Annotated in this window: 16 protein-coding genes; 7 read left to right on the top strand and 9 right to left on the bottom strand. The window is 60.6% G+C overall.

Going from position 1 to position 21,012, the window contains the following annotated elements; all coding sequences use genetic code 11:
• Nucleotides 1-127: 127 nt before the first annotated feature.
• Nucleotides 128-964 carry a c-type cytochrome gene (locus A6V37_RS02965; protein ID WP_064266110.1) on the top strand — a complete coding sequence of 279 codons (837 nt, stop codon included), beginning with the start codon at nucleotides 128-130 and terminating at the stop codon, nucleotides 962-964.
• Here the strand turns inward: A6V37_RS02965 and A6V37_RS02960 are convergent.
• The gene (locus tag A6V37_RS02960; protein ID WP_064266109.1) at nucleotides 961-2,082 is read right to left on the bottom strand and encodes a YncE family protein; all 1,122 of its coding nucleotides are present in this window, start codon (nucleotides 2,080-2,082) and stop codon (nucleotides 961-963) included. The genes A6V37_RS02965 and A6V37_RS02960 overlap by 4 nt on opposite strands.
• 300 nt (nucleotides 2,083-2,382) lie before the next feature.
• Nucleotides 2,383-3,300 carry a LysR family transcriptional regulator gene (locus A6V37_RS02955; protein ID WP_064266108.1) on the bottom strand — a complete coding sequence of 306 codons (918 nt, stop codon included), beginning with the start codon at nucleotides 3,298-3,300 and terminating at the stop codon, nucleotides 2,383-2,385.
• A 150-nt stretch (nucleotides 3,301-3,450) separates the two neighbouring features.
• On the opposite strand from A6V37_RS02955, the gene A6V37_RS02950 reads away from it, so the two are divergent.
• Entirely contained in the window at nucleotides 3,451-4,464 is a 1,014-nt protein-coding gene (locus A6V37_RS02950; protein ID WP_064266107.1) for a zinc-dependent alcohol dehydrogenase family protein, read from the top strand.
• Between the two features lie 296 nt (nucleotides 4,465-4,760).
• The gene (locus A6V37_RS02945) at nucleotides 4,761-6,005 is read left to right on the top strand and encodes an oligosaccharide flippase family protein (protein WP_423213097.1); all 1,245 of its coding nucleotides are present in this window, start codon (nucleotides 4,761-4,763) and stop codon (nucleotides 6,003-6,005) included.
• Between the two features lie 127 nt (nucleotides 6,006-6,132).
• Here A6V37_RS02945 and A6V37_RS02940 read toward each other — a convergent pair whose 3' ends face one another.
• From A6V37_RS02940 to A6V37_RS02910, 7 genes are all read right to left on the bottom strand, one after another.
• Nucleotides 6,133-7,824: a hypothetical protein gene (locus A6V37_RS02940; RefSeq protein WP_064266105.1), complete on the bottom strand. Its 1,692-nt coding sequence runs from the start codon at nucleotides 7,822-7,824 to the stop codon at nucleotides 6,133-6,135.
• Between the two features lie 214 nt (nucleotides 7,825-8,038).
• On the bottom strand, nucleotides 8,039-10,051 hold the full coding sequence (locus tag A6V37_RS02935) for an alkaline phosphatase family protein (protein ID WP_082902605.1): 2,013 nt from the start codon (nucleotides 10,049-10,051) through the stop codon (nucleotides 8,039-8,041).
• A 234-nt stretch (nucleotides 10,052-10,285) separates the two neighbouring features.
• Nucleotides 10,286-10,648: a cupin domain-containing protein gene (locus tag A6V37_RS02930; protein ID WP_064266104.1), complete on the bottom strand. Its 363-nt coding sequence runs from the start codon at nucleotides 10,646-10,648 to the stop codon at nucleotides 10,286-10,288.
• A gap of 130 nt (nucleotides 10,649-10,778) precedes the next feature.
• Nucleotides 10,779-11,855, bottom strand: coding sequence for a polyamine ABC transporter substrate-binding protein (locus A6V37_RS02925; RefSeq protein WP_242665745.1), 1,077 nt, complete (start codon nucleotides 11,853-11,855; stop codon nucleotides 10,779-10,781).
• Between the two features lie 792 nt (nucleotides 11,856-12,647).
• Nucleotides 12,648-12,959 carry a DUF4148 domain-containing protein gene (locus tag A6V37_RS02920; protein ID WP_064266102.1) on the bottom strand — a complete coding sequence of 104 codons (312 nt, stop codon included), beginning with the start codon at nucleotides 12,957-12,959 and terminating at the stop codon, nucleotides 12,648-12,650.
• Between the two features lie 169 nt (nucleotides 12,960-13,128).
• Nucleotides 13,129-14,214, bottom strand: a complete 1,086-nt coding sequence (locus A6V37_RS02915; RefSeq protein WP_064266101.1) for an aldose epimerase family protein — start codon at nucleotides 14,212-14,214, stop codon at nucleotides 13,129-13,131.
• Nucleotides 14,215-14,247: 33 nt separating this feature from the next.
• Nucleotides 14,248-15,465: a XylR family transcriptional regulator gene (locus A6V37_RS02910; protein ID WP_064266223.1), complete on the bottom strand. Its 1,218-nt coding sequence runs from the start codon at nucleotides 15,463-15,465 to the stop codon at nucleotides 14,248-14,250.
• 272 nt (nucleotides 15,466-15,737) lie between these two features.
• Here A6V37_RS02910 and xylA point away from each other — a divergent pair, with 272 nt between their 5' ends.
• The 4 genes from xylA to A6V37_RS02890 all read left to right on the top strand — a co-directional run bounded on the left by xylA (nucleotide 15,738) and on the right by A6V37_RS02890 (nucleotide 20,989).
• The gene (gene xylA, locus A6V37_RS02905; RefSeq protein ID WP_064266100.1) at nucleotides 15,738-17,060 is read left to right on the top strand and encodes a xylose isomerase; all 1,323 of its coding nucleotides are present in this window, start codon (nucleotides 15,738-15,740) and stop codon (nucleotides 17,058-17,060) included.
• Between the two features lie 56 nt (nucleotides 17,061-17,116).
• Entirely contained in the window at nucleotides 17,117-18,145 is a 1,029-nt protein-coding gene (gene xylF, locus A6V37_RS02900) for a D-xylose ABC transporter substrate-binding protein (RefSeq protein WP_064266099.1), read from the top strand.
• A gap of 88 nt (nucleotides 18,146-18,233) precedes the next feature.
• Entirely contained in the window at nucleotides 18,234-19,793 is a 1,560-nt protein-coding gene (xylG, locus tag A6V37_RS02895) for a D-xylose ABC transporter ATP-binding protein (RefSeq protein ID WP_064266098.1), read from the top strand.
• Nucleotides 19,790-20,989 (top strand): sugar ABC transporter permease, encoded by a 1,200-nt coding sequence (locus tag A6V37_RS02890; protein WP_064266097.1) that lies wholly within the window; start codon nucleotides 19,790-19,792, stop codon nucleotides 20,987-20,989. Before xylG ends, A6V37_RS02890 begins: the two co-directional genes overlap by 4 nt.
• The last annotated feature ends 23 nt before the right edge of the window (nucleotides 20,990-21,012 follow it).

The following is a 21,012-nucleotide window of genomic DNA, read 5'->3' as shown; positions in this document are numbered from 1 at the left end:
GCCGGTGAACCCGGGTTGTCACCGAGCGCGCTATACCGTTCGACGCCACCGTCCGAATCGCCGACAATGCTCTGGAATCGCGGGGGCCGACGGCGTTGGGACCACACTTTCAGGACGGGAATCGATCATGCAAAGAACCGGTTTTTCCGCTTGCGCGCTGGCGTTCGCGCTGTCAATGAGCGGGCTCGGGACATGTGCCGCTCAGGGAACCGCGGCACCCGCCGCCGATGACGTGGATGCGCGCATTGCAGCGCTCCCGCCAGGGCCGGATACGGAAGCGATCAAACTCGGCCGCAAGATCACGATGGAAACGCCGCAATTTGCCGCCGGCCACGTGCCGGGCGGCGCCATGTCATGTGCGAGCTGCCATATTGGTGGCGGCACCACGCCGCTCAGCTCGCCGTGGATCGGCATGACCGGCGTGTCGCCTGCCTATAGCGCGCGCAGCGCGACGGTGGAGTCGCTTGCCCAGCGCATCAACAACTGTTTTCAGCGCTCGGAAAACGGCATACCGCTTGCGTTCGATTCGCGTGAGATGAATGCCTTGCTGGCCTACATGACGTACCTCTCGCGCGGCATTCCGGGCGGGCAGTTCGGCCCGGGGCGCGGCATGGGCAAGATCGCCGACGCGGCACTCGTGCCCGATCCCGTCCATGGCCGTGCGATCTACGCAGACAAATGCGCGTCGTGTCATGGCGCGAACGGCGAAGGGGTGCACAGCGGCGGCAGTTATGCCATACCGCCGCTGTGGGGCGACGCGTCGTACAACATCGGCGCGAGCATGGCGCGGCTCGGGCCGGCGGCGGGCTTCATCAAGAACAATATGCCGCTTGGCAATGCCACGCTAAGTGACCAGGACGCCGTTGACGTCGCCGCCTACGTGACACAGCAGCCCCGGCCCGACTATGCAGCCAAAGTCAAAGATTGGCCCAAAGGCGGCAGGCCTGCTGACGCGCGCTATTAGTGAGTCGAGAACACGGAGATGCCGCCGTTGGGGAATCCCGACGCGCCGGGCTGGAACGGCACATACACTTGCCCAAGCGAGCTGTCGATGGCGACGGAATGCGCGCCTGTGCCCACCGGAATCTTGAAGAGCAACTGACGTGACGCGCCGTCGACTACGCCCATCTGCGGGCTGAATCCTGACGCCGCGGCAATACCCGTTGTGACGTAGTGCCGGGCCGGCAGGAAATAGCGGTTGGAAACCGGGTCGTAGTTGACCTGGTCCACTCCGCCAAATGGCAAGCTGGCTTGAATTGCGCCGGTGGTCCGATCGAGGATTAGCGTGATGAGCGGGTCGCCGGCGGGCGGATCGCATCCAACTAGCACGTCGTTATTGGGTCCAAGCACGATTCCCGCCGGTCCGCATTTCCCTAGGGGAAATGATTTGCTTACCGAAGGAGTTCCCGCTACCGCGGAGCTGGCGGTGATGACGTCGAGTTCGCCATCGGGGTTGGCAGCGGTCCCGTCGTTGTTGATCAGGAAGCTCTTCGAGGCATGATCATAAGTACACGCTTCGAGCCCGGACGAGCCGTTAAAAGGAAGCTTCACCACGGCCGTTTGCGTCAGCGTGGAAATGAACGTGACGAACGGCGGCGAATCTCCCGGGCTCGCATACATCACGAGATGATCGTCAGGATCGTAGCAGCCTTCATCCACGCGCGATCCGGAGTTGCTGATGGCGATCGTGTTGACTGTTTTCTTCGCAACCGTATCGATGACCTTGACCGAGTCCACGTCGCCTACGTAGATTGTGTTGGTGCCGGTGATACCGACGATTCCGTCGGGACCGGACTCGTTCGTCGTGGCGCCGGCGCCGATGAATGGCCCTGGAATCTGTGCGAGCAAGGTGTTCGATTGGGTATCCACGACATCAACCGCTTTGTTGTTGCGGTCGGTCAGATAGTACTTTCCCGCCTCGACGTAGCCAATGTCGAAACTGAATGGCGGGCTCGAAGCATTCGGAACGGCAATGTTCGTCAGTAGCGTGGGTGGCGTCGGTCCGCTGACGTTATCTCCGCCTCCGCAGGCGGTCAATGCGGCCGCGGCGAGCAACATCAGGATCATCACGCGCTTTTCCATCGATTTGTCTCCTTTCCTTTCCGTTATTGGCCTGACCGTCGGTCCATGGATCGGCCTGAGTACAACAAACCTCCGCTCTCGATCGACGACATTCATCAATCAATTTCTTAAGGAATCTTAAGAAATTGTGATTGGAGGCGATAGCCGTGTTTCTCGGGGATGCGGTGGCTATAGACCGGCTATAAGGTTCACACAATGGCGGCGCGCAGGAAAATCGGAAAGTAAAACTTATTTATGGTCTGCATTGAGTGGACGCTATACGTGTAATGAAACTGACGGGTCCACTGACGCCTTCCTTAGTCACGTAGCATTGAACGCAGCTGGGTTTTCTGATGCCATCCGGACCAGTTCGTCGACGATGATTTTCACTTTCGGTTGCAGATGGCGGGTCTTTTGCCAGACAACATGAATGGGCATGACCACACCTGAAAGCTCGGGCAGTACAGGCAGCAGGCGGCCCGTGGCGAGGCCTTTGCTAGCCAGCCAATTGGGCAACTGTGCCAGGCCGCAGCCTGACAGGCATGCTTCCAGTAACGCGTCGCCGTCGGTGAGCTCATGACGGACCGGAACCTCGAACCATTCGCCGTGACCCTTGCCGTTATTGATGAGCCAGTTGGGCCGCGCGCTTCGACGCCAGCCAATCAGACAATCGTGCTTCGCAAGCTCTGCGCGATCTTTGGGGACGCCTCGACGCTTGATGTACGCCGGCGACGCGCAAATCACGAGACGCTGCTCTCCCAGTTGGCGCGCGACGAGATCCGGGTAATCTCCCAGCGCACCGATTCGGATAGCTAAATCAATTCCTTCACCAACCATGTCGACAGCGCGGTCTTGCAGCGTGATGGACAGATCCAGTTGCTCATAACGCAGGCTAAGGTTCAGCAGCGTCGGCATGATATGGCGGCGGCCGAATGTGGTGGGCAGCTCGACGCGGACTCTGCCTATGGGCAGCTGATGTCCGGTAGAAAGAAACGCTTCCGTCTGATCGAGTTCTTCAAGGATGCGCCTGCAGCTGCCAAGGTACGCCTCACCCTCGGTAGTCAGGCTGATGCGACGCGTGGTCCGGTGCAGAAGCTGGACGCCAAGGCGCGCTTCCAGCCTTGAAATGCTCTTGCCCACAGCAGAACCGGTCACGGCGAGCGTCTCCGCCGCAGCCGTAAAGCTGCCTCCGTCTATGGCCGCCACAAATTCCCGGATACCGGCGAAACGGTCTTCCATGGTGTGATTCTGGAATGTGAGGAATGAATCTCTGGAATTATAGGTGCTAACTTGACGCAGGGTATCTAATTAGACTGCCTCCAGGTTGACGGCGGGTTGACGGCACTAGCTGCCGACGACGATCAACGTATTCGCACACTGGAGAGCGCGATGAAAGCATGGTTGTTGAAAGACTTTGGTCTGAGCAATTTGCATCTTGAAGAGGTGCCTACGCCCGTGCCACGGCCGGGCGAACTGTTGGTGAAGGTCGGCGCTGTGTCGCTGAACTTTCGCGACAAGGCTATCGTCGATGGCATTTACGAGCCGCACCGTGTGCCGAAGCCGCTGATTCCCGTGTCGGACGCAGCGGGGACCGTGGTGGCAGTCGGCGAAGGTGTCAGCCGCTTCAAGGTGGGCGATCGAGTGAACTCGACGCTGTACTCGCGTTGGATCGACGGGCCGCCGGGACCCGACGAACCCGCTCATTGCCTCGGTATGCCGCTGCCTGGCGGTCTGGCCCAATACATGATCATCCATGAAGAAAGCGCGGTGAAAGCGCCCGACATGATGAGCGATGAGCAGGCCGCGACGCTGCCAATCGCGGCGCTGACCGCCTGGCATTCATTGATGGATCTGGGGCATCTGGAGCCGGGTCAGACCGTGTTGGTGCAAGGCACCGGCGGCGTTTCGATTTTTGCCGCGCAGATTGCAACCGCGCATGGCGCGCGTGTCATCGCGACTTCGAGCAGCGACGCGAACCTGGCGAAGATCAAGGCGCTTGGCGTGAGCGACGGCATCAACTACAAGGCCTGCCCGAACTGGGAGCAGAAGGTTCTCGAGTTGACCGAGGGCAAGGGTGTGGACATTACGATCGATGTCGCCGGCGGCCAAGGTCTGAACCAATCGATCGCCGCCACCAAGGTGGCCGGCCTCGTCGCTCAGGTGGGTTTCCTGACGGGGCAGACGTCGGCGCTCAACCTCATGCCGCTAATCTTCCGTCAGACAACAGTCCGGGGAATTGCCGTGGCCCCGCGCGCCTCGTTTGAACGCATGAATCCGTTCCTCGACAAACATCGGATCGAGCCGGTCATCGATCATGTGTATTCCTTCGCGCAAGCCGTGCAAGCGTATGAGCATCTGGCACGTGGTGCGTTCGGGAAGGTTGTGATCAAGATTGCTGATTAAGGTTGTGGGCTGTGCTGCTGGTGGCGGCCTGATGCGCTTGCCGCGCGTGTCTATGGTCGCCACCGTCTTGATTTCAAACGGATATTCTTCCCTTCATTTCCTCAGAAGAAATCCCCTCGCTGCATTGCGAAACAAATCTGCCACGCGGCGTTCGGTGCCGCACATAATGTCTTTCGCAGAACAGTCACATTCGTTCGACGCCGTGTCGCCCTGGTCACCAAGAAGATAATCCATTCAGGGGCGTAAGCGGTCGCGGAGGGGACAGAGTGAGATCGATCAGGGGGGCATCATTCTCGATGCGAGTGGGCCTCGGGCCGAGTGCGCCCACTTGGGTGCTGCTGCAGCAGGTCGTCGTGCGCGGTCTCGTGGCAGTCAAGTTTCTCGCGCTCGGGCGCATTCTCGGGCCGTCGGCGATCGGCAGCGTCAGTATTGCGCTACTCGCGGTCGCCATCGCGGAATCTCTGTCCGACACAGGTCTCCCCCAGGCGGTCATCCAGGGGCGTGAAGCGCCGACGCGTTCGGAACTCTCCGCCGTATGGACGACGCTCACCGCGCGCGGCACTTTGGTCGCGCTGGTGCTGATTGCACTCGCGCCGGTGATGAACAGCCAGTTTCACCTCGGCAATGCGCTTGCACTGCTGCAACTCGCGGCCGCACTGCCGCTGATTCGTGGCCTCGCGTCACCCGCTTACTTCGTTGTGCAACGCAATCGCGGCTTCCAGCATATCGCCGGAATCGAAATGGCGGCGGCGTTTGTCGATTGCTGCATTGGGCTCGCGTTTGCGCTCAGCGGAGCGGGAGCCTACTCACTGCTGATCGGCATGGTCGTCGGCGATATGCTGAAGAGCACGCTTACGTGGACGACGATGAAGCCGCGGCCGCCGATCCGGCTCGCATGGACGGGAATCGGTCATTACATTGGCTTTAGCCGCTGGATCTGGGCGGGCAGCGTGGTGAATCTACTGCTCAACCAGTTCGACAAGGTGGTGGTCGGAAAACTGCTCGGGCCGGCCCAACTGGGCGCCTACCAGATGTCGTCGAAACTCGCGCAAATGCTGCTGACGGACGCGGCGTTCGCCATGGGGCAATACCTTTTTCCGACGTTCTCCGCACAACACCGGCACGATGCGCGCGTGGCGGCGCGGCGCGTCAAGCTCTACCTCGCGATCGTCGCTGCCGGTCTCGCAATGTTCGTCGTGCTGCTGCGGATGACCGCGGAACCGCTCTTCGCGCTGATTCTCGGTCCCGCGTGGATGTCGGCCGTCCCCTTGTTCAAAATCTTTGTCATCAACATGGCGATCGGCGCGTTGATCGCGGTGCTCGTCGCTTACCTGCGCGCGGTCGGCGATGCCAAGGCGACGACGCACGCCTCGCTGATACAGATGGTCATCCTCGTCGGGATCGTGCCGCCCGCTACACACTATTGGGGCGTTACGGGTATCGCGTGGTCGATCACAGTCGGCATGGGTTCGGCCGCTACGTGGATGCTCTACCGGACCTTGCGGCGGCACGACGCACCGTCTTATCCGCTGGCGAGCTGAAGCAAGCGGATTGAGTTCAGTCTGTCGCACGGCGGGTAGGGGAGAAAGACCGCGCCCGGCCATCGTTGCGAGCGCATCGATGGCCGGGCGAGTGTTCGCGCCGTGGAATCTCAGGCGCGTCGGCTAATCAGAAACGGTCGTGGTCCCGATCCGTACCCGGCGCGAACGAAACGCCGCGCAAGACCTCTGCGAACCGCGCGCTGCGCAACGTCACGAACTTCTCGCGGGCAGCGCCCGAAGCGGTCGTATTCTTGAGGATATCGCGCACGACGACCAGCTGGTTCGGATCCGCACCCACGTCGCCGTTACCGCTGACGGTGGAGGTAATTGCCCAGATCGTGACCGTGCCGTCTCTTTCGACGCGGCCAGTCAGGTTACGCAGTCCATCGGTCGCGGGTGCCCACGGCAGTCCGGTCGCGGAGTTGGAGCCAGTCGGATATCCCTTCACGACGTATTGCTGGCCGAGGTTCAGACCCGCTTGCAGCGTGTACGCGAGCGTCCACTTCTTGGCACTGGCGTTGTACACCCACTTCTGCAGCCCTGCGCCGGTCTGCGCCGCGGCATGCGTGAACAGGTCGGCACCGCCGGTATAGCCGTCACCCTCGTCAGCGACATAAAGCGTGTTGGCGTCGGCGAACCAGAGACCAAAAGGATAAGAGAGAGTGGTGGCTGTCTTGTTCGGCGTCGACGGGAAACCGGCCAGCACACACATATTGCTCGGCAAGCCGGTGGTTTGCAGTGTAGACGGATCGTAAGCAAGCGGTTGGGTAGGCAGCGCCGCGTTAGCTGCCGGCACGCCCACGCCAGTCGGACAGGCGTTGCCCGTTGTATCCACGAAATACACCGTGTTCACACCGTTGCCGCCGCTGCCCTTCGTAAAATACAGAACGTTGTTGTACACGGCCATGCCGCGGAAATTGTCGTCCTTGCCAATCTTGTCGGCCGGCGCCTTGAGTTCCGTCACGGAAAAGCTGGCGACGGGTGTCGGCGTTCCCGGACTCTGCTCTGCTTCATGCTGTTTCGTCGCGGCGATGAGTTGCGCGCCGGCGCCGAGGATGACACCGTCGGGCTGCGGATTGGAGCCGTTACCCGCATTGCCTGCCGTGTAGTAGATGTCCTGGCCGTTGAGGTTGTTCAGGATTGCGGAGCGCCCATTGTTGCCGCTGTACGCGTTGGTTTCGGTAAAGCGGAAGTGTCCATCGCGATCGACGCGAGCCACCGCGCGATAAAAATTCTGTCCTACCGGATTGGTCTGGTCGACGGCGCCGAACGTGTTCGAGTTGGAGACGTCTAACGTGTTGACAGGTGCAACGTAGCCCATGAAGGTCAGGTACTGGCCGTCCAGCGAGAGATGCAGGCCGAGTTCCGACTTGGAGCTGAAGCTCGTAACGAGCTGATCACGTGCAAACTGCTTCTGCAAGTTATTGGGCACCTCGAGCGAATTCACGCGCTCGCCAGACGGGGTAATCTGGTCCAGAAAAATTCTCGCAGTGATACCGAAGCTGCCGTCGTAGCCGTCGTTGTTCCATACATAGGGGTAGGTACCATCGTTCGGCGCGCCATTGCCCGTGCTGCAACCCGCCTTCGTATTGGCGCAATTCGGCGGTAACACGGTGCCAGGCTGAACGTTGCTCGACAGATTGTCATACACGCTTCGGCTGATGACCAGCAAACCTGGTTCGAAGCGGCCACCGCCGTGAAATTCGGGCTCATCGGCATACGTGTTCAAGCTTGCGGCGCAGAGCGCCAGCGCGACTGTCATAGCTCGCGGAACAAATGCAGGGCGGTGAATCATCGTGGGAACGGAAGTCGTTTTCATCGTTAGTCTCCGGACAGACGGGGGATTTCATCGCAGACGGCACAGCACGCAAAAAACAGCTAACCGTAGCAACGCTTCATGAAGGAATCATTGCAGTGGCTAAGGTGCAAACCGCGAATTGCGGAGAGACTCATACGTGAACCCACCTGCTTCCGCGACATGGCTGCTCACCATGCCGCGGAATGTGTTGCCTGACCGCCTGATTCAAGATCCCTCAGAATGGCGACCAGCCGAACCCGCCGTCCTTGCCGTGGTCATCGTCTTTGCGATGATCGTCACGATCCCGGTCGAACTGGAACGAGTCGAAGAGATCGCCGATTGCCGGCGAATTGACCGGTACGTACGGGTTGCCCGCGAGTTGTACCGGATTCGGCAGATTGTCGCGGCTGCGCGATGTGATCGGCGACAGCGACCAGTTGCGATCGATGAACTTGACGATCGACGCGTGATCCGAATATTGATGCACCACGCGGCCACCGCGCGAGTACTGCGACACCACGATCATCGGAATCCGCGGGCCGTCACCGAAGAAGTCCACCGGCTGGATGTATCCCGAATCGTAGTAGCCGCCGCCTTCGTCGGTGGTGATCAGGATCGCCGTCGACGCCCACAGCGCCGGCTTGGATTGGACCGCACTGATGATCTTGTGCACGAACGCCTCATACAAGCCGAACTTCGACGATTCCGGATGCCCGTCCAGCAGACCGCCCGGCTTCACGAACGACACAGCCGGCAAGGTACCTGCGGCGATATCCGAATAGAGGTCGGTTGTGTCCTGCAAGTGCGCGGATACGATCGCAGGGTTGGTCATGATCGCCGTTTCGTAGAGGAACGGGTTGCAGATATTGCAGTACACGCTGGTAGACGGCGTGCTGACGAAGGTCTTCCAGCCCTCGCCGTAGTACTTCCACGAAATGTTTTTCGCCAGCAGCGAATCCGCGATGGTGCGCACCGGCGAAGGCGGAATCGTGAAGGCGCTGCTCGTATTCACCGTGCCGTCGCCGTTATAGCCAGGGTTGTAGTTGTTGAGCAGATAGTAGGTATTGGCCGCGCAGTTCGGGTCCGGGTGATACGGCAACGTGCCGAGGTAATGGCGGATCGCGCCTACGCCGGGTTGCTTCGGGTCCGAGCAGTTACTGTAGGTTCCGCCCGAGTAACCGTCCTGGGTGTACCAGTTATTGGTGCCCGCCTGTGGACGCGGATTTTCGATCTGATCGCTAGGCGGCGTCGTGGCGTTACCGTTGCCGTCGGTGTAGTAGAGCGCGTCGGCTGTACCGATCATGATGCTGTTCGCACCGGTACCGCCCATCACCGGCTGGTGATAGTTGTCGCTGATCGTGTACTTACGTGCGAGCTCGGTGAAATAGGGCATGTCGCCGCTATTCACGTTGTAATAGCCGAGCGCTGTCGATCCTTCTCCGGTCGTCTGATCGGTGAAGTTTGCGGGTTTCGTCTTGCCGTTCGTGCCGGCGCCGACTGACGTCTCGACCCACGCGAACAGATCCATTCTGCAGCCGCTAGGATTGTCGTACGTCGCTTGTGAGACGTTACAGTCAGACTGCTGCCAGTTCTGATAGAAGCGGTGCACAGGGCTATTCATGTACTGATCGTAATCCGGCCCCACGCGCGAGATCTGGTAGGGGCCATTTGGCAGATTGAACGTGTTCGCGCCGAAGCGTGTATCGGGCACCTGCTGCGGCAAGCCCGACGCGCCGGTCGTCAAATGCACGATGTCCTGGGGGAACAGGGCCGCGCTTTCAGCGGTTTGGGCAGCCGCAAGGGTCGCGAAGGGCGGGGGGCTGGTGTCGCTCGGGGCAGTCGCTACAAAGCCCGTGTTGGGTGCCGGCAATACCGTATAGCGCTTCTTGCCCGATGGGCTCATCTCGAAGCGCTTGGGGTTGTCCGCGTCGGCGGTGTACTGCGCGGCTACCGAGAAGTTGGGACCAGGCTGGCCGTCCTGCGTGATGATGCCTTTGGAGAGCAGATTCGAAACCGATTGCCCGTGGCGCGGCGTATAGGCGCCGAACACATGGTCGAAAGTACGGTTCTCGCCCACGATCACGATGACATGCTTGATCGGCGAGGTCGTCGCGGACGAGGCTGCATCGGCCTGCTGGCTGGCGGATATGGAGGGGTACAGCGCCATGCCGGTGGCCAGCGCGGCTGCGCCGCAAGCCAGCAAGGCTTGCAAGAGGGGTTTCCGTGGGACGTTATCGACACGCTTCATGGATCTCTCCAAACGGGTTTGACACAGGGACGCCGGTCGTTGGCACTCGCGATGCTTTGCTGATCGGGCGTTTCGTTGTATTACCTCGCGTTACAACGGAGAGAAAGTTAGGCTTGCCGTGTGTCCAATACGGGTTAGAAAAATGTCCACGTCGCGTGATTCATGTGACGCGGCTAACGAGGACCTTTCAGTGTTGGCTGAAAGGAACGGCTTACCGCGGGTCACCGGGAAAACTTACCCTTTGAATTCCACCGAAACAAAGATCTTCTTGCAGGGCTCGACGACCTCCCAGGTTCCCTTGAACCCCGCCGGAATTAGAAACCGGTCTCCAGCGCGCACGGTTTTCGCCGTGCCGTCCGTGCCGCGAATCACCGACACGCCATCCAGAATTTCGCAGTACTCACTCTCGGTAAAGTTGACGGACCACTGACCGCAAGCACCTTCCCACACGCCGGCCGCAAGCTGGCCACAAGGACTGGTGAAGTGCGTATGAACGGTCTGTACCGGATTGCCGGACAGTACCGCTTCCGCTTTGGGCATGTACCCGACACTTTCCTTCGCAGGCGCCGCAAAATCCACAATGTTCACAATGCTCATAACGTCTCGACTCAAAGATTAGAAAAACGGCAAAACAAAAAGGAGCGTGGCACTTGCACCCACTGCCCGCACCACGCCCGGAAGCTCACCTGATACCACCACAACGAGGAACAACTCAAACGCTAAAACCTCAACTCCCCGACTTCAACTGTGCCCAAAGCCGGTTCTCGAGCCGCATGATCGGCGTCGGTTGCGGCCGCATCAACGTCATCTTGCTGAGCACTGCTTCAGGCGGATACACATTGGCATCCTGTTCGATTGCTGGTGTCACGTACTGCCGCGCTGCGCGATTCGCCGTGGGATAAAACACCTCATTCGTGATCTCGGCGCTTACCTTCGGGTCTTCGATGTAGTTCATCCACTTCATCGCCGCTTCCGGATGCGGCGCGTCTTTCGGAATCACCATCATGTCCATCCAGAGCAGGCCCGCGTCCTTGATATTCGAGAATCGCACCTCGTACGAACGCTTGGCTTCCGAAGCGCGACGCCGTGCAATCCCCACGTCGCCCGAATAGCCTACTGCCACGCATATGTCGTTGTTTGCCAGATCGTTGATATAGCCGGACGAGTTGAACTGCGTGATATATGGCCGGACTTTCTTCAGCACTTCGTATGCGGCCTGGTAATCACCTGGATTGGCACTGTTGGGATCCTTATGCATGTACTGCAGCACGGCGGGGAAAACATCGGCAGCCGAGTCGAGAAACGACACGCCGCAGCTTTTCATCTTCGAGAGATTGGCCGGGTCGAACACCAGCGCCCAGCTATCCACGGGCGCGTCGCCGCCGAGTGCTTTTTTGACCGCTTGCACGTTGTAGCCGATGCCATCCGTGCCCCACGCCCAGGGCACGCCGTATTGATTGCCGGGGTCCGCGTCGGCAATCAGTTTCATCAAGCCGGGATCGAGATTCGCGAGGTTCGGCATCTTCGATTTGTCGATCTTCTGATAGACGCCGGCTTCGATCTGCCGCGCCATGTAGCTCGAAGTCGGCACCACGATGTCGTAGCCGGAACTGCCCGCGAGTAGTTTGGCCTGCAAGGTGTCGTCGCTGTCGTAACTGTCGTACTTCACGGTTATGCCGGATTGTTTTTCGAAGTTGGCAATCGTGTCTTTGGCGATGTAGTCGGACCAGTTATAGACATTAAGCGATGTGTCCGCGGCGCGCGCGGCATTCATCGCGGTCAATGCGCTCAGCGAGCACAGCATCGTGCCGGCGAGTGAAAGAAGCGTGGCGTGACGAGTCTTCATTCTGCAATCTCCTTGATTTCGATCCTCATTTTTTGCACGGCACAGGCGTGCGTACATACCGTCTCCTTCGTCTCGTGCGATTCAAAGAGAAAGCCGAGAGCAGAGAGAGACGTGACGCCGCCTGCGGTGGCGCAAGCGCACAGCAGAGCAATAACGAAGGTAGATACGCGAGGGCTATAGGCCGTCCCGCGCTAGCAGGCGGACTTGCAAAGCACGATCAGGCGAATGCATACCGGCACGCGACCGCTAAATAAACGGTCTCGCGCCTGCAGTGCGGGCTCGCGAATAGAGAGGGGGGCTAAGGCAGAAGCGACGCGATTTCGTCAGTGCGCACCGGAATGGCGGAGGGCGCTGCAATGACGTTATGCCGGCGGACGGAGCGCCGCGACAGCACGGTATCGACGGACAGGGGACGGGATGGCGAAGTGGTATTGCTCCCCTGATGAGCGATCGGACAGCCGAACAGGATCGTTCTTTCCCGACCGCGCTGGTATCTCACCAATGGACCACGGACTTTCACGATTGAACCCGAAGCGACGTTGAGTAGAAGTCCTCGCTGATTAAGTTGAACGCTGCGAGAACCACCGAATTGCCGCACTAGGATAGCTGAGACATTATTTTCGTCAAAGGACTTTCTGACACTGCGCTGTCATAGGCGTGTGCCGAATATGCGTGACGTATCGTCGAATACGCGATGGCGAGCCACATGCGCGACATGTGGCTCGCCTCGAACTGCAGGATGTTCGCGTGCTATTGACCACCCGTCGGAGGTTGCAGGTAGGGGTTCCCGGCCGGCACGTTGGAGCCGGTTTCCGACGTGCCGGCAGTGGCGGGACCATAGCCAGTCGTGGAGTTCTGCGCGGCGACCCGGGCTTCCGCGGCCTGGATGTCCGCGGGATAGGTGGAGTCGCTTGATGCCGCCGGGTTGTAGCCGGCCTGTTCGATTTGCTTCAACTGCGCCTTGACCTCCGCGCGCGTGAGCGGTTGCTCGGTTTGCGCGAACGATGCCACCGGGCCGGCCAGCACAACGACAAGCGCCACGGCTTGAACGAGCGATTTCATGATGCTTCCCTCCGGAAATAGTTGTATTGGGCGCAGCGATCTTCAGCGCCAATGCACGGATTCTAGGAAGGGAATGTTGTTGGGGTAACCACTGATCCAGTAATTCAGTCTTGCAGCAAACAACCAGTCGGGGCGATGTAATGTCGTTCGCAAGAAATGAACAATCTCGTCATACGCCCGTGCGTACGCCGACCCGATAGGCCGTCACTTGCCGGTATGTGTTGCCGGTTCGCACGATGACCTCTTCCTGCTCGGGCATATTGACCTGATTCGGAAAGCCACCGGCTTCCAGGCACAAACCGGCGTGCGCCTGATAGGCGATGCCGCCGCGGCCGGTGTCGCCGTTCAATGCGTTACCGCTATAGAACTGCAAGCCTCGCTGGTCGGTGAACACGGTCAATTCGCGCCCGCTGCCGGGGTCGTAAGCGCAAGCCACCTGACGCAACGGCTGCGTGACTCCGTTCATGCCGGCATCGGGCGCATTGCGCAGCACGTAGCAATGATCGAATCCGCCTGCTCTTGCCAATTGCGCGTGCGGCCAGTCCAGCCGCGCGCCGATTGGCGCGCTCTGCCTGAAGTCGAACGCATTGCCGGCCACGTTGGACAGCTTGCAGGGAATCAGGGCGGCGTCAACTTCGAAGAACAGGTCGGCGTCGATCGACAGCACATGGCCGCGAACGTCCGCACCGGGCCGGCCCGTGAGGTTGAAGTACGGATGACTCGTCAGATTGAGTGGCGTCGCGGCATCGGTGATGGCTTCATACGCGATGGTGAGCGTGCCGTCGTCATCGAGCGAATAGCGCACTTGCGTGGTCACGTTGCCCGGAAAACCGGCGTCGCCTTCGGGCGATTCCATCCGCATGAGCAGCGTGCCATTGTCCTCGCTCACGTCCCACAACGCGCGATGAAAGCCCGCTGTGCCGCCATGCAGAAGGTTCGCCCCTTCGTTACGGTCGAGCGTGTACTCGATACCGTCGAGCGTGAAGCGCGCATCGGCGATTCGGTTCGCCCAGCGGCCGATTAGTCCGCCCATGTAAGTCGTGGCCGCGACATACTCGGCGGGCGTGTCGTGACCGAGCAGAATGTCGCCGAGTACCCCGGCACGATCCGGCGCGAGCCACGAGATAAGCGTCGCACCCAGATCGCTGATGACGACTTTCATGCCGTGCGCGTTGCGCAGCGTGAAGAGCCGAACGGGATCGCCGCTGCGCAAGGTGCCCCACGGCTCGGAAGAAAGTTGTGCGATGCTGATCATGTGGTCGGTGGGAATAGAAGAGAAGAGGCTCGATCAGCCAGGCATTGATGTCGAGTTCGCCCGCTCCTGGTATTCGCGCGGCGTACAACCAAGTTCACGGCGAAACACCGCGTACATGTATTGCAGCGACGTGAAACCGCAGCGGATCGCCACTTCCGCACTCGACGCATCGCGCTTCGCCAGCAGTGATTTGGCGACGTCGAGTTTGTGGCGCAGGATCTCCTGATGCACGGTGCACTGCCGTTCGCGCCGGAAGTATTCTTCGAGCGACGAGCGCGACACGCCGACATAATCGGCCACCTGCTCGGTGCGAATACCCTGGCAGGCGTACTGGCGGATGAAGTGGCGCGCGCGCATCACATACGGACTGGCAAGCGGTTGATGCCGGGTCGATTCGAGCACGTTGATGCCGACCGGCGGCACGAGAATGCGCCGTCCAGGAAAACGCGCGCCGTGCAGCATCTGATGCAACAGGTGCGCGGCGGTGCGGCCCATTTCCTCAGTACCCTGAATCACGGAAGAAAGCGGGATACGTGTTAGCGTTCGCGTGAGCGGATCGTTGTCGATACCGATGATCGCCACTTCTTCCGGCACAGGAATGCCGGCAATCAGACAGGCTTGCAGCAGGTGCCGCGCACGCGCGTCGGTCACGGCAATGATGCCGACCGGTTTCGGCAAATCCCGCAGCCAGGCTGTGAGTTGCTCGATAGCCTGGTTCCACGCGGGCGCGCTGGTCGACAAGCCGCGATAGATTTCACTGTCGATCTGCCCGGTGCTGTGGCCGTCCGCGCGGCGCAGATGGGCGAATGCAAGTTCACGCTGTTGCGCCCAGCGGTTGACCTGCGCCTGCGGCAAGCTATACAACGCGAAATGCTCGAGGCCCGCGCCAATCAGGTGCGTATAGGCGAGCGAAACGAGTTTGCTGTTGTCGGTCGCGATATAGGGTAAATCCGGGGGGTAGTGGGCCGGATCTTCAAACGACGAACCCACCGCCACCACCGGCAACGGGCAATCGCTCAGTGCTTCGCCCACGGCAGGGTCGTCGAAATCCGCGATGATGCCGTCGCCGTCGAAGCGTTCAATGCCCGTCAGGCGGCAACGAAAATCTTCTTCGAGAAACAGGTCCCATGCCACGCGCGTCGACAGCAGGTAATTGCCGATGCCGGTAATGATCTCGCGGTCATAGACCTTGTTCGCGTTGAACAGCAGCGCGATCCGATGGGTCGTTTGTGGTGTTTGCGGGCGGGTCATGGCGGTGAGCGGCACGCGGGTCATCGGACCCGCCAGGCCTTCGTCTCCGGTTGAGTGCGCAATTCAAGGGGCACCGGTATTAAGTGTCTGGTTATTCTAGGCCGCGAATCGCGCGCCGGTGCGAAACAAATTCGCGGGCGGTAAGAAACATCAAGCACGCTGCGCAATTTCGCAATTGCCGATGCCACTGGCAAGCGGCAGCATGGCGTCACCTTGTCGGCTTGCGTGGCGAAGTCGCGCGAGTTGCGGTGCAACATAAACTGGAGACGCTGATGTCTTACTTCGAACACATTCCCGAAATCCGTTACGAAGGCCCGCAGTCGGATAACCCGCTTGCGTACCGTCACTACGATAGAAGCAAAACGGTGCTCGGCAAGACGCTCGAAGAACATCTGCGGATCGCCGTGTGCTACTGGCATACGTTCGTCTGGCCCGGCGTGGATATCTTCGGCCAGGGCACATTCCGGCGGCCATGGCAGCAAGCCGGCGACGCAATGGAACGCGCGCAGCAGAAAGCGGACGCCGCATTCGAGTTCTTCTCGAAGCTCGGCACCCCGTACTACACGTTCCACGATACCGACGTAGCGCCCGAAGGTTCGAACCTGAAGGAGTACAGCGAGAACTTCTCGCGCATGGCCGACTATTTGGCGCGCAAGCAGTCGGATACCGGCATCAAGCTGCTGTGGGGCACGGCCAATCTGTTCTCGCATCCGCGCTATGCGGCCGGCGCGGCGACCAGTCCCGACCCCGAGGTTTTCGCGTTCGCGGCCACCCAGGTGCGCCATGCGCTCGATGCGACGCAGCGGCTCGGCGGCGAAAACTACGTGCTGTGGGGCGGTCGCGAAGGTTACGACACGCTGCTCAATACCGATCTCGGGCGCGAACGCGATCAACTTGCGCGCTTCCTGCATATGGTGGTCGACCATGCGCACAAGATCGGCTTTAAAGGCTCGTTGCTGATTGAACCCAAACCCCAGGAGCCGACCAAACATCAATACGATTACGATGTCGCGACGGTGCACGGCTTCTTGCTGCAATACGGGCTCGACAAGGCGATTCGCGTGAACATCGAGGCCAATCATGCGACACTCGCGGGGCATTCATTCCATCACGAGATCGCCACGGCTTTTGCGCTTGGGATTTTCGGCAGCGTCGACGCGAATCGGGGCGATCCGCAAAACGGCTGGGATACCGATCAGTTCCCAAATAGTGTGGAAGAACTGACGCTCGCGTTCTACGAGATTCTCAAACACGGCGGCTTCACGACGGGCGGCATGAACTTCGACGCGAAAGTGCGGCGTCAAAGTGTCGACCCGGAAGATCTGTTCTACGGCCATATCGGCGCGATCGACAATCTCGCGCTCGCGGTCGAGCGTGCGGCGGTGCTGATCGAAAATGACCGGCTTGATCAATTCAAACGCCAGCGCTATGCGGGCTGGCAGGCGGAGTTCGGCCGCAAGATTCTGTCCGGCGATTATTCGCTTGCAACGCTGGCAACAGATGCAATGGCGCGCGGCTTGAATCCGCAGCATGCAAGCGGGCATCAGGAGTTGATGGAGAACATCGTAAATCAGGCGATTTACAGCGGTCGTTAAGAGCTGCGTCAAGAAGTCCAATCCGGTATTCCGGCTATCAGAACAAGGAGTGAGACATGAAATTCGCTACACGTCGTACCGTATTGAGTTCGCTCGTGTGTGGAGCGGTGCTCGCCAGCCTGTCGCTCGTCGCGCCGCTCGCGCACGCCAGCAAGGACCATCCGGAAATTGGGTTCTGCATTGACGACCTGCGTGTCGAACGCTGGTCGCGTGATCGCGACTATTTCGTCGCTGCCGCGGAGAAACTCGGCGCGAAAGTGTCCGTGCAATCCGCCGACGCGAGCGAAGAGCGGCAGATTTCGCAGATCGAAAACCTGATTTCGCGCGGCGTCGATGTCATCGTGATCGTGCCGTTCAATTCGAAGACGCTGGGCAACGTGGTTGCCGAAGCGAAGAAAGCCGGCATCAAGGTCGTCTCGTATGACCGCCTGATTCTCGATGCCGACGTGGACGCCTATATCTCGTTCGATAACGAGAAAGTGGGCGAATTGCAGGCGCAGGGCGTCTATAACGCGCAGCCGAAGGGCAACTACTTCCTGCTTGGCGGCGCGCCGACCGACAACAACGCCAAGATGCTGCGAGAAGGCCAGCTCAAGGTCCTGAAGCCCGCCATTGATAAGGGCGACATCAAGGTGGTCGGTCAGCAGTGGGTGCCGGAATGGAGCGCTTCCACGGCGCTGCGCATTGTCGAAGATGCGCTTACGGCGAACAACAACAAGATCGACGCGATCGTCGCCTCGAACGACGGCACGGCAGGCGGCGCGATCCAGGCGCTCGCGGCGCAGCATATGGCGGGCAAGGTGCCGGTGTCGGGCCAGGACGCGGACCTCGCGGCCGTGAAGCGGGTGATTGCCGGTACGCAGACCATGACCGTCTACAAACCGCTGAAGCTGATTGCCGGCGAAGCGGCCAAGCTCTCCGTGGCGCTTGCCAAGGGCGAGAAGCCCGCCTATAACGCGCAATACGACAACGGCAAGAAGAAGGTCGACACGGTGCTCCTGCAACCCACGCTGCTCACCAAGAGCAATGTCGATGTGGTCGTCAAGGACGGCTTCTATACCCAGGCCCAGCTCGCGAGCCAATGAGCGTAACGAGTGCGCGGCGGGCGCCGGTTCGCGTGGTGCATAGCGCGCGAGCCGGCGCTGTCGCGCGCCTTGCAGCGAGGCATAGCGAATGACGCAACCTCTCATGACGATGCGCGGCATCGTCAAGGCGTTTTCCGGTGTGAAGGCGCTCGACGGCATTGATCTGACGGTCGCGCCGGGCGAGTGCGTGGGCCTGTGCGGTGAGAACGGCGCGGGCAAATCGACGCTGATGAAAGTGCTCTCGGGTGTGTATCCGCACGGCACCTGGGAGGGCGAAATAATCTGGGAGGGCGAGCCGCTCAAGGCCGCCGGCGTGCGCGATACCGAACGTGCCGGCATCATCATCATTCACCAGGAACTGATGCTGGTGCCGGAACTGTCAGTGGCGGAGAACATTTTTCTCGGCAATGAGATCACGCTGCCCGGCGGCCGTATGAACTATGCCGCCATGTACCAGCGCGCCGACGAACTGCTGCGCGAACTCGGCATTAGCGGAATCCATGCCGCGCAGCCGGTGATGAACTATGGCGGCGGCCATCAGCAGTTGATCGAGATTGCGAAGGCGCTGAACAAGCGCGCCAAGCTGTTGATTCTGGATGAACCGTCATCGTCGCTGACGGCGGCGGAAATCCGGATTCTGCTGGACATTGTGCGCGATCTGAAGCGGCGTGGCGTGGCCTGCGTGTACATCTCGCACAAGCTCGACGAAGTCGCGGCGGTGTGCGACACGATCAGCGTGATTCGAGACGGCCGTCATGTGGCGACGGAGCCGATGCACGCGCTGACCACTGACCGGATCATCGCGCTGATGGTCGGCCGCGAGATTAAGAACCTGTTTCCGCGCGAGCCGCATCCGATCGGCGACGTGATCTTCGAGGCACGCCACGTGACCTGCTTCGACGTGACCAATCCGCGTCGCAAGCGGGTCAACGACGTGTCGTTCGCGCTGCGGCGCGGCGAGATTCTCGGGGTGGCCGGCTTGGTGGGCGCGGGCCGCACGGAGTTGATGCAGGCGATCTTCGGTGCGTATCCCGGTGTCAGCGAAGCAACGGTGGTGATGGAAGGCAAGCCGCTTAGGATACGCGAGCCGGTCGACGCGATTCGTGCGGGCATCGGCATGGTCCCGGAAGATCGCAAGCGCCACGGCATTGTGCCGGGCCTGAGCGTCGGTCACAACATCACGCTGGCGGTGCTGCAACGCTTCGCGTCGGCCGGGCGGATCGACTCCGCAGCCGAACTCGACACGATCCATACCGAGATGAAGCGGCTCTCGGTACGCGCCGCGCACCCTATGTTGCCGATTGCCAGCCTGTCGGGCGGCAATCAGCAGAAAGCGGTGCTGACACGCATGCTGCTGACCGATCCGAAGGTGTTGATCCTCGACGAACCCACACGAGGTGTCGATGTGGGCGCGAAATGCGAAATCTACAAGTTGATTTTTCAGTTGGCGCAGCGCGGCATGTCGATCGTGATGGTGTCCTCGGAACTGCCCGAAGTGCTCGGCATCAGCGATCGCGTGCTGGTGATCGGCGAGGGTGAATTGCGGGGCGATTTCGTCAACGACGGCCTCACGCAGGAGGACATTCTCAGCGCCGCGATTCGTCCCGTGCAGCGATCCCCGAACCCAACCGAAGCGAGTGCCGCATGACGCCCGACGTGACTTCCCAACGCGCTGACGATGCGGTGCCGCGAGGCGGATTCGGCGGCCCGCAGCGCATTCAGCAACTATTCGCGCGTTACAAGATTCTGGCGTTGCTGATTGCGGTGGCCGCCATCTGGTTTTTCTTTTCCGCCCTCACGCACGGCGCGTTCGTCACGCCGCGCAATCTGTCGAATCTGCTGCGGCAAATGTCGATTACCGGCATGCTTGCATGCGGCATGGTGTTCGTGATCATCGCGGGTGAGATCGATTTGTCGGTCGGGTCGCTGCTTGGTTTGCTCGGCGGCGTCGCGGCAATACTCGATGTCAACCGGCATTGGCCGATCGGCGTCACGCTGCCTGCCGTGATGCTGCTTGGCGTGCTCGTCGGACTGTTCAACGGATGGTGGTCGACGTACCGGCGCGTGCCGTCGTTCATTGTCGGGCTGGGCGGCATGCTCGCCTATCGCGGCATTCTGCTCGGCGTGACCGGCGGCTCGACGATTGCGCCGGTGTCTGACGGTTTTGTGTTCGTCGGACAGGGGTATCTGCCGCGAGTCGCGGGTGATACGCTGGCGGTCGTGATATTCCTGCTGCTGGCGTTCCTGACGATACGGCAGCGGCGCAACCGTGAGCGCTATCAGTTGCGTGTCGTGCCAGTCTGGCAGGATGTCGTGAAAGTGGTCGGTGCCGGTGTGATACTGGCCGGTTTTGTTGCCACACTCGATCGTTATGGTGGTATTCCGGTGCCGGTTCTGTTGCTGCTCGCGCTGCTCGGCATCTTCACGTGGATCGCGACGCAGACGGTGTTCGGGCGGCGCATCTATGCGGTGGGCTCCAATCTCGAAGCGACGCGGCTCTCGGGCGTCAACACGAACCGCGTGAAGCTGGCGATCTTCGCGCTGATGGGGTTGATGTGCGCGTTCGGCGGGATCGTGAACACGGCGCGGCTGGCCGCGGGGTCGCCGTCGGCAGGCTCGATGGGCGAGCTTGACGCGATCGCCGCGTGCTTCATTGGCGGGACGTCGATGCGCGGCGGCTCCGGCACGGTGTACGGCGCGCTGATCGGCGCGCTGGTGATGGCGAGCCTCGATAACGGCATGTCGATGCTCGATGTCGACGCTTATTGGCAGATGATCGTGAAGGGCAGCATCCTCGTGCTGGCTGTGTGGATCGACGTGGTGTCGGGGTCGAACCGGCGATGAGGCAGGCTGCGGGTGACGTGCGC

The organism is Paraburkholderia ginsengiterrae (assembly GCF_001645125.1).
In the GTDB taxonomy this organism is placed as follows: Bacteria; Pseudomonadota; Gammaproteobacteria; order Burkholderiales; family Burkholderiaceae; genus Paraburkholderia; species Paraburkholderia ginsengiterrae.
The sequence above is the reverse complement of the archived record's forward strand: the minus strand, read 5'-3'. Positions and strand labels throughout refer to the sequence as shown.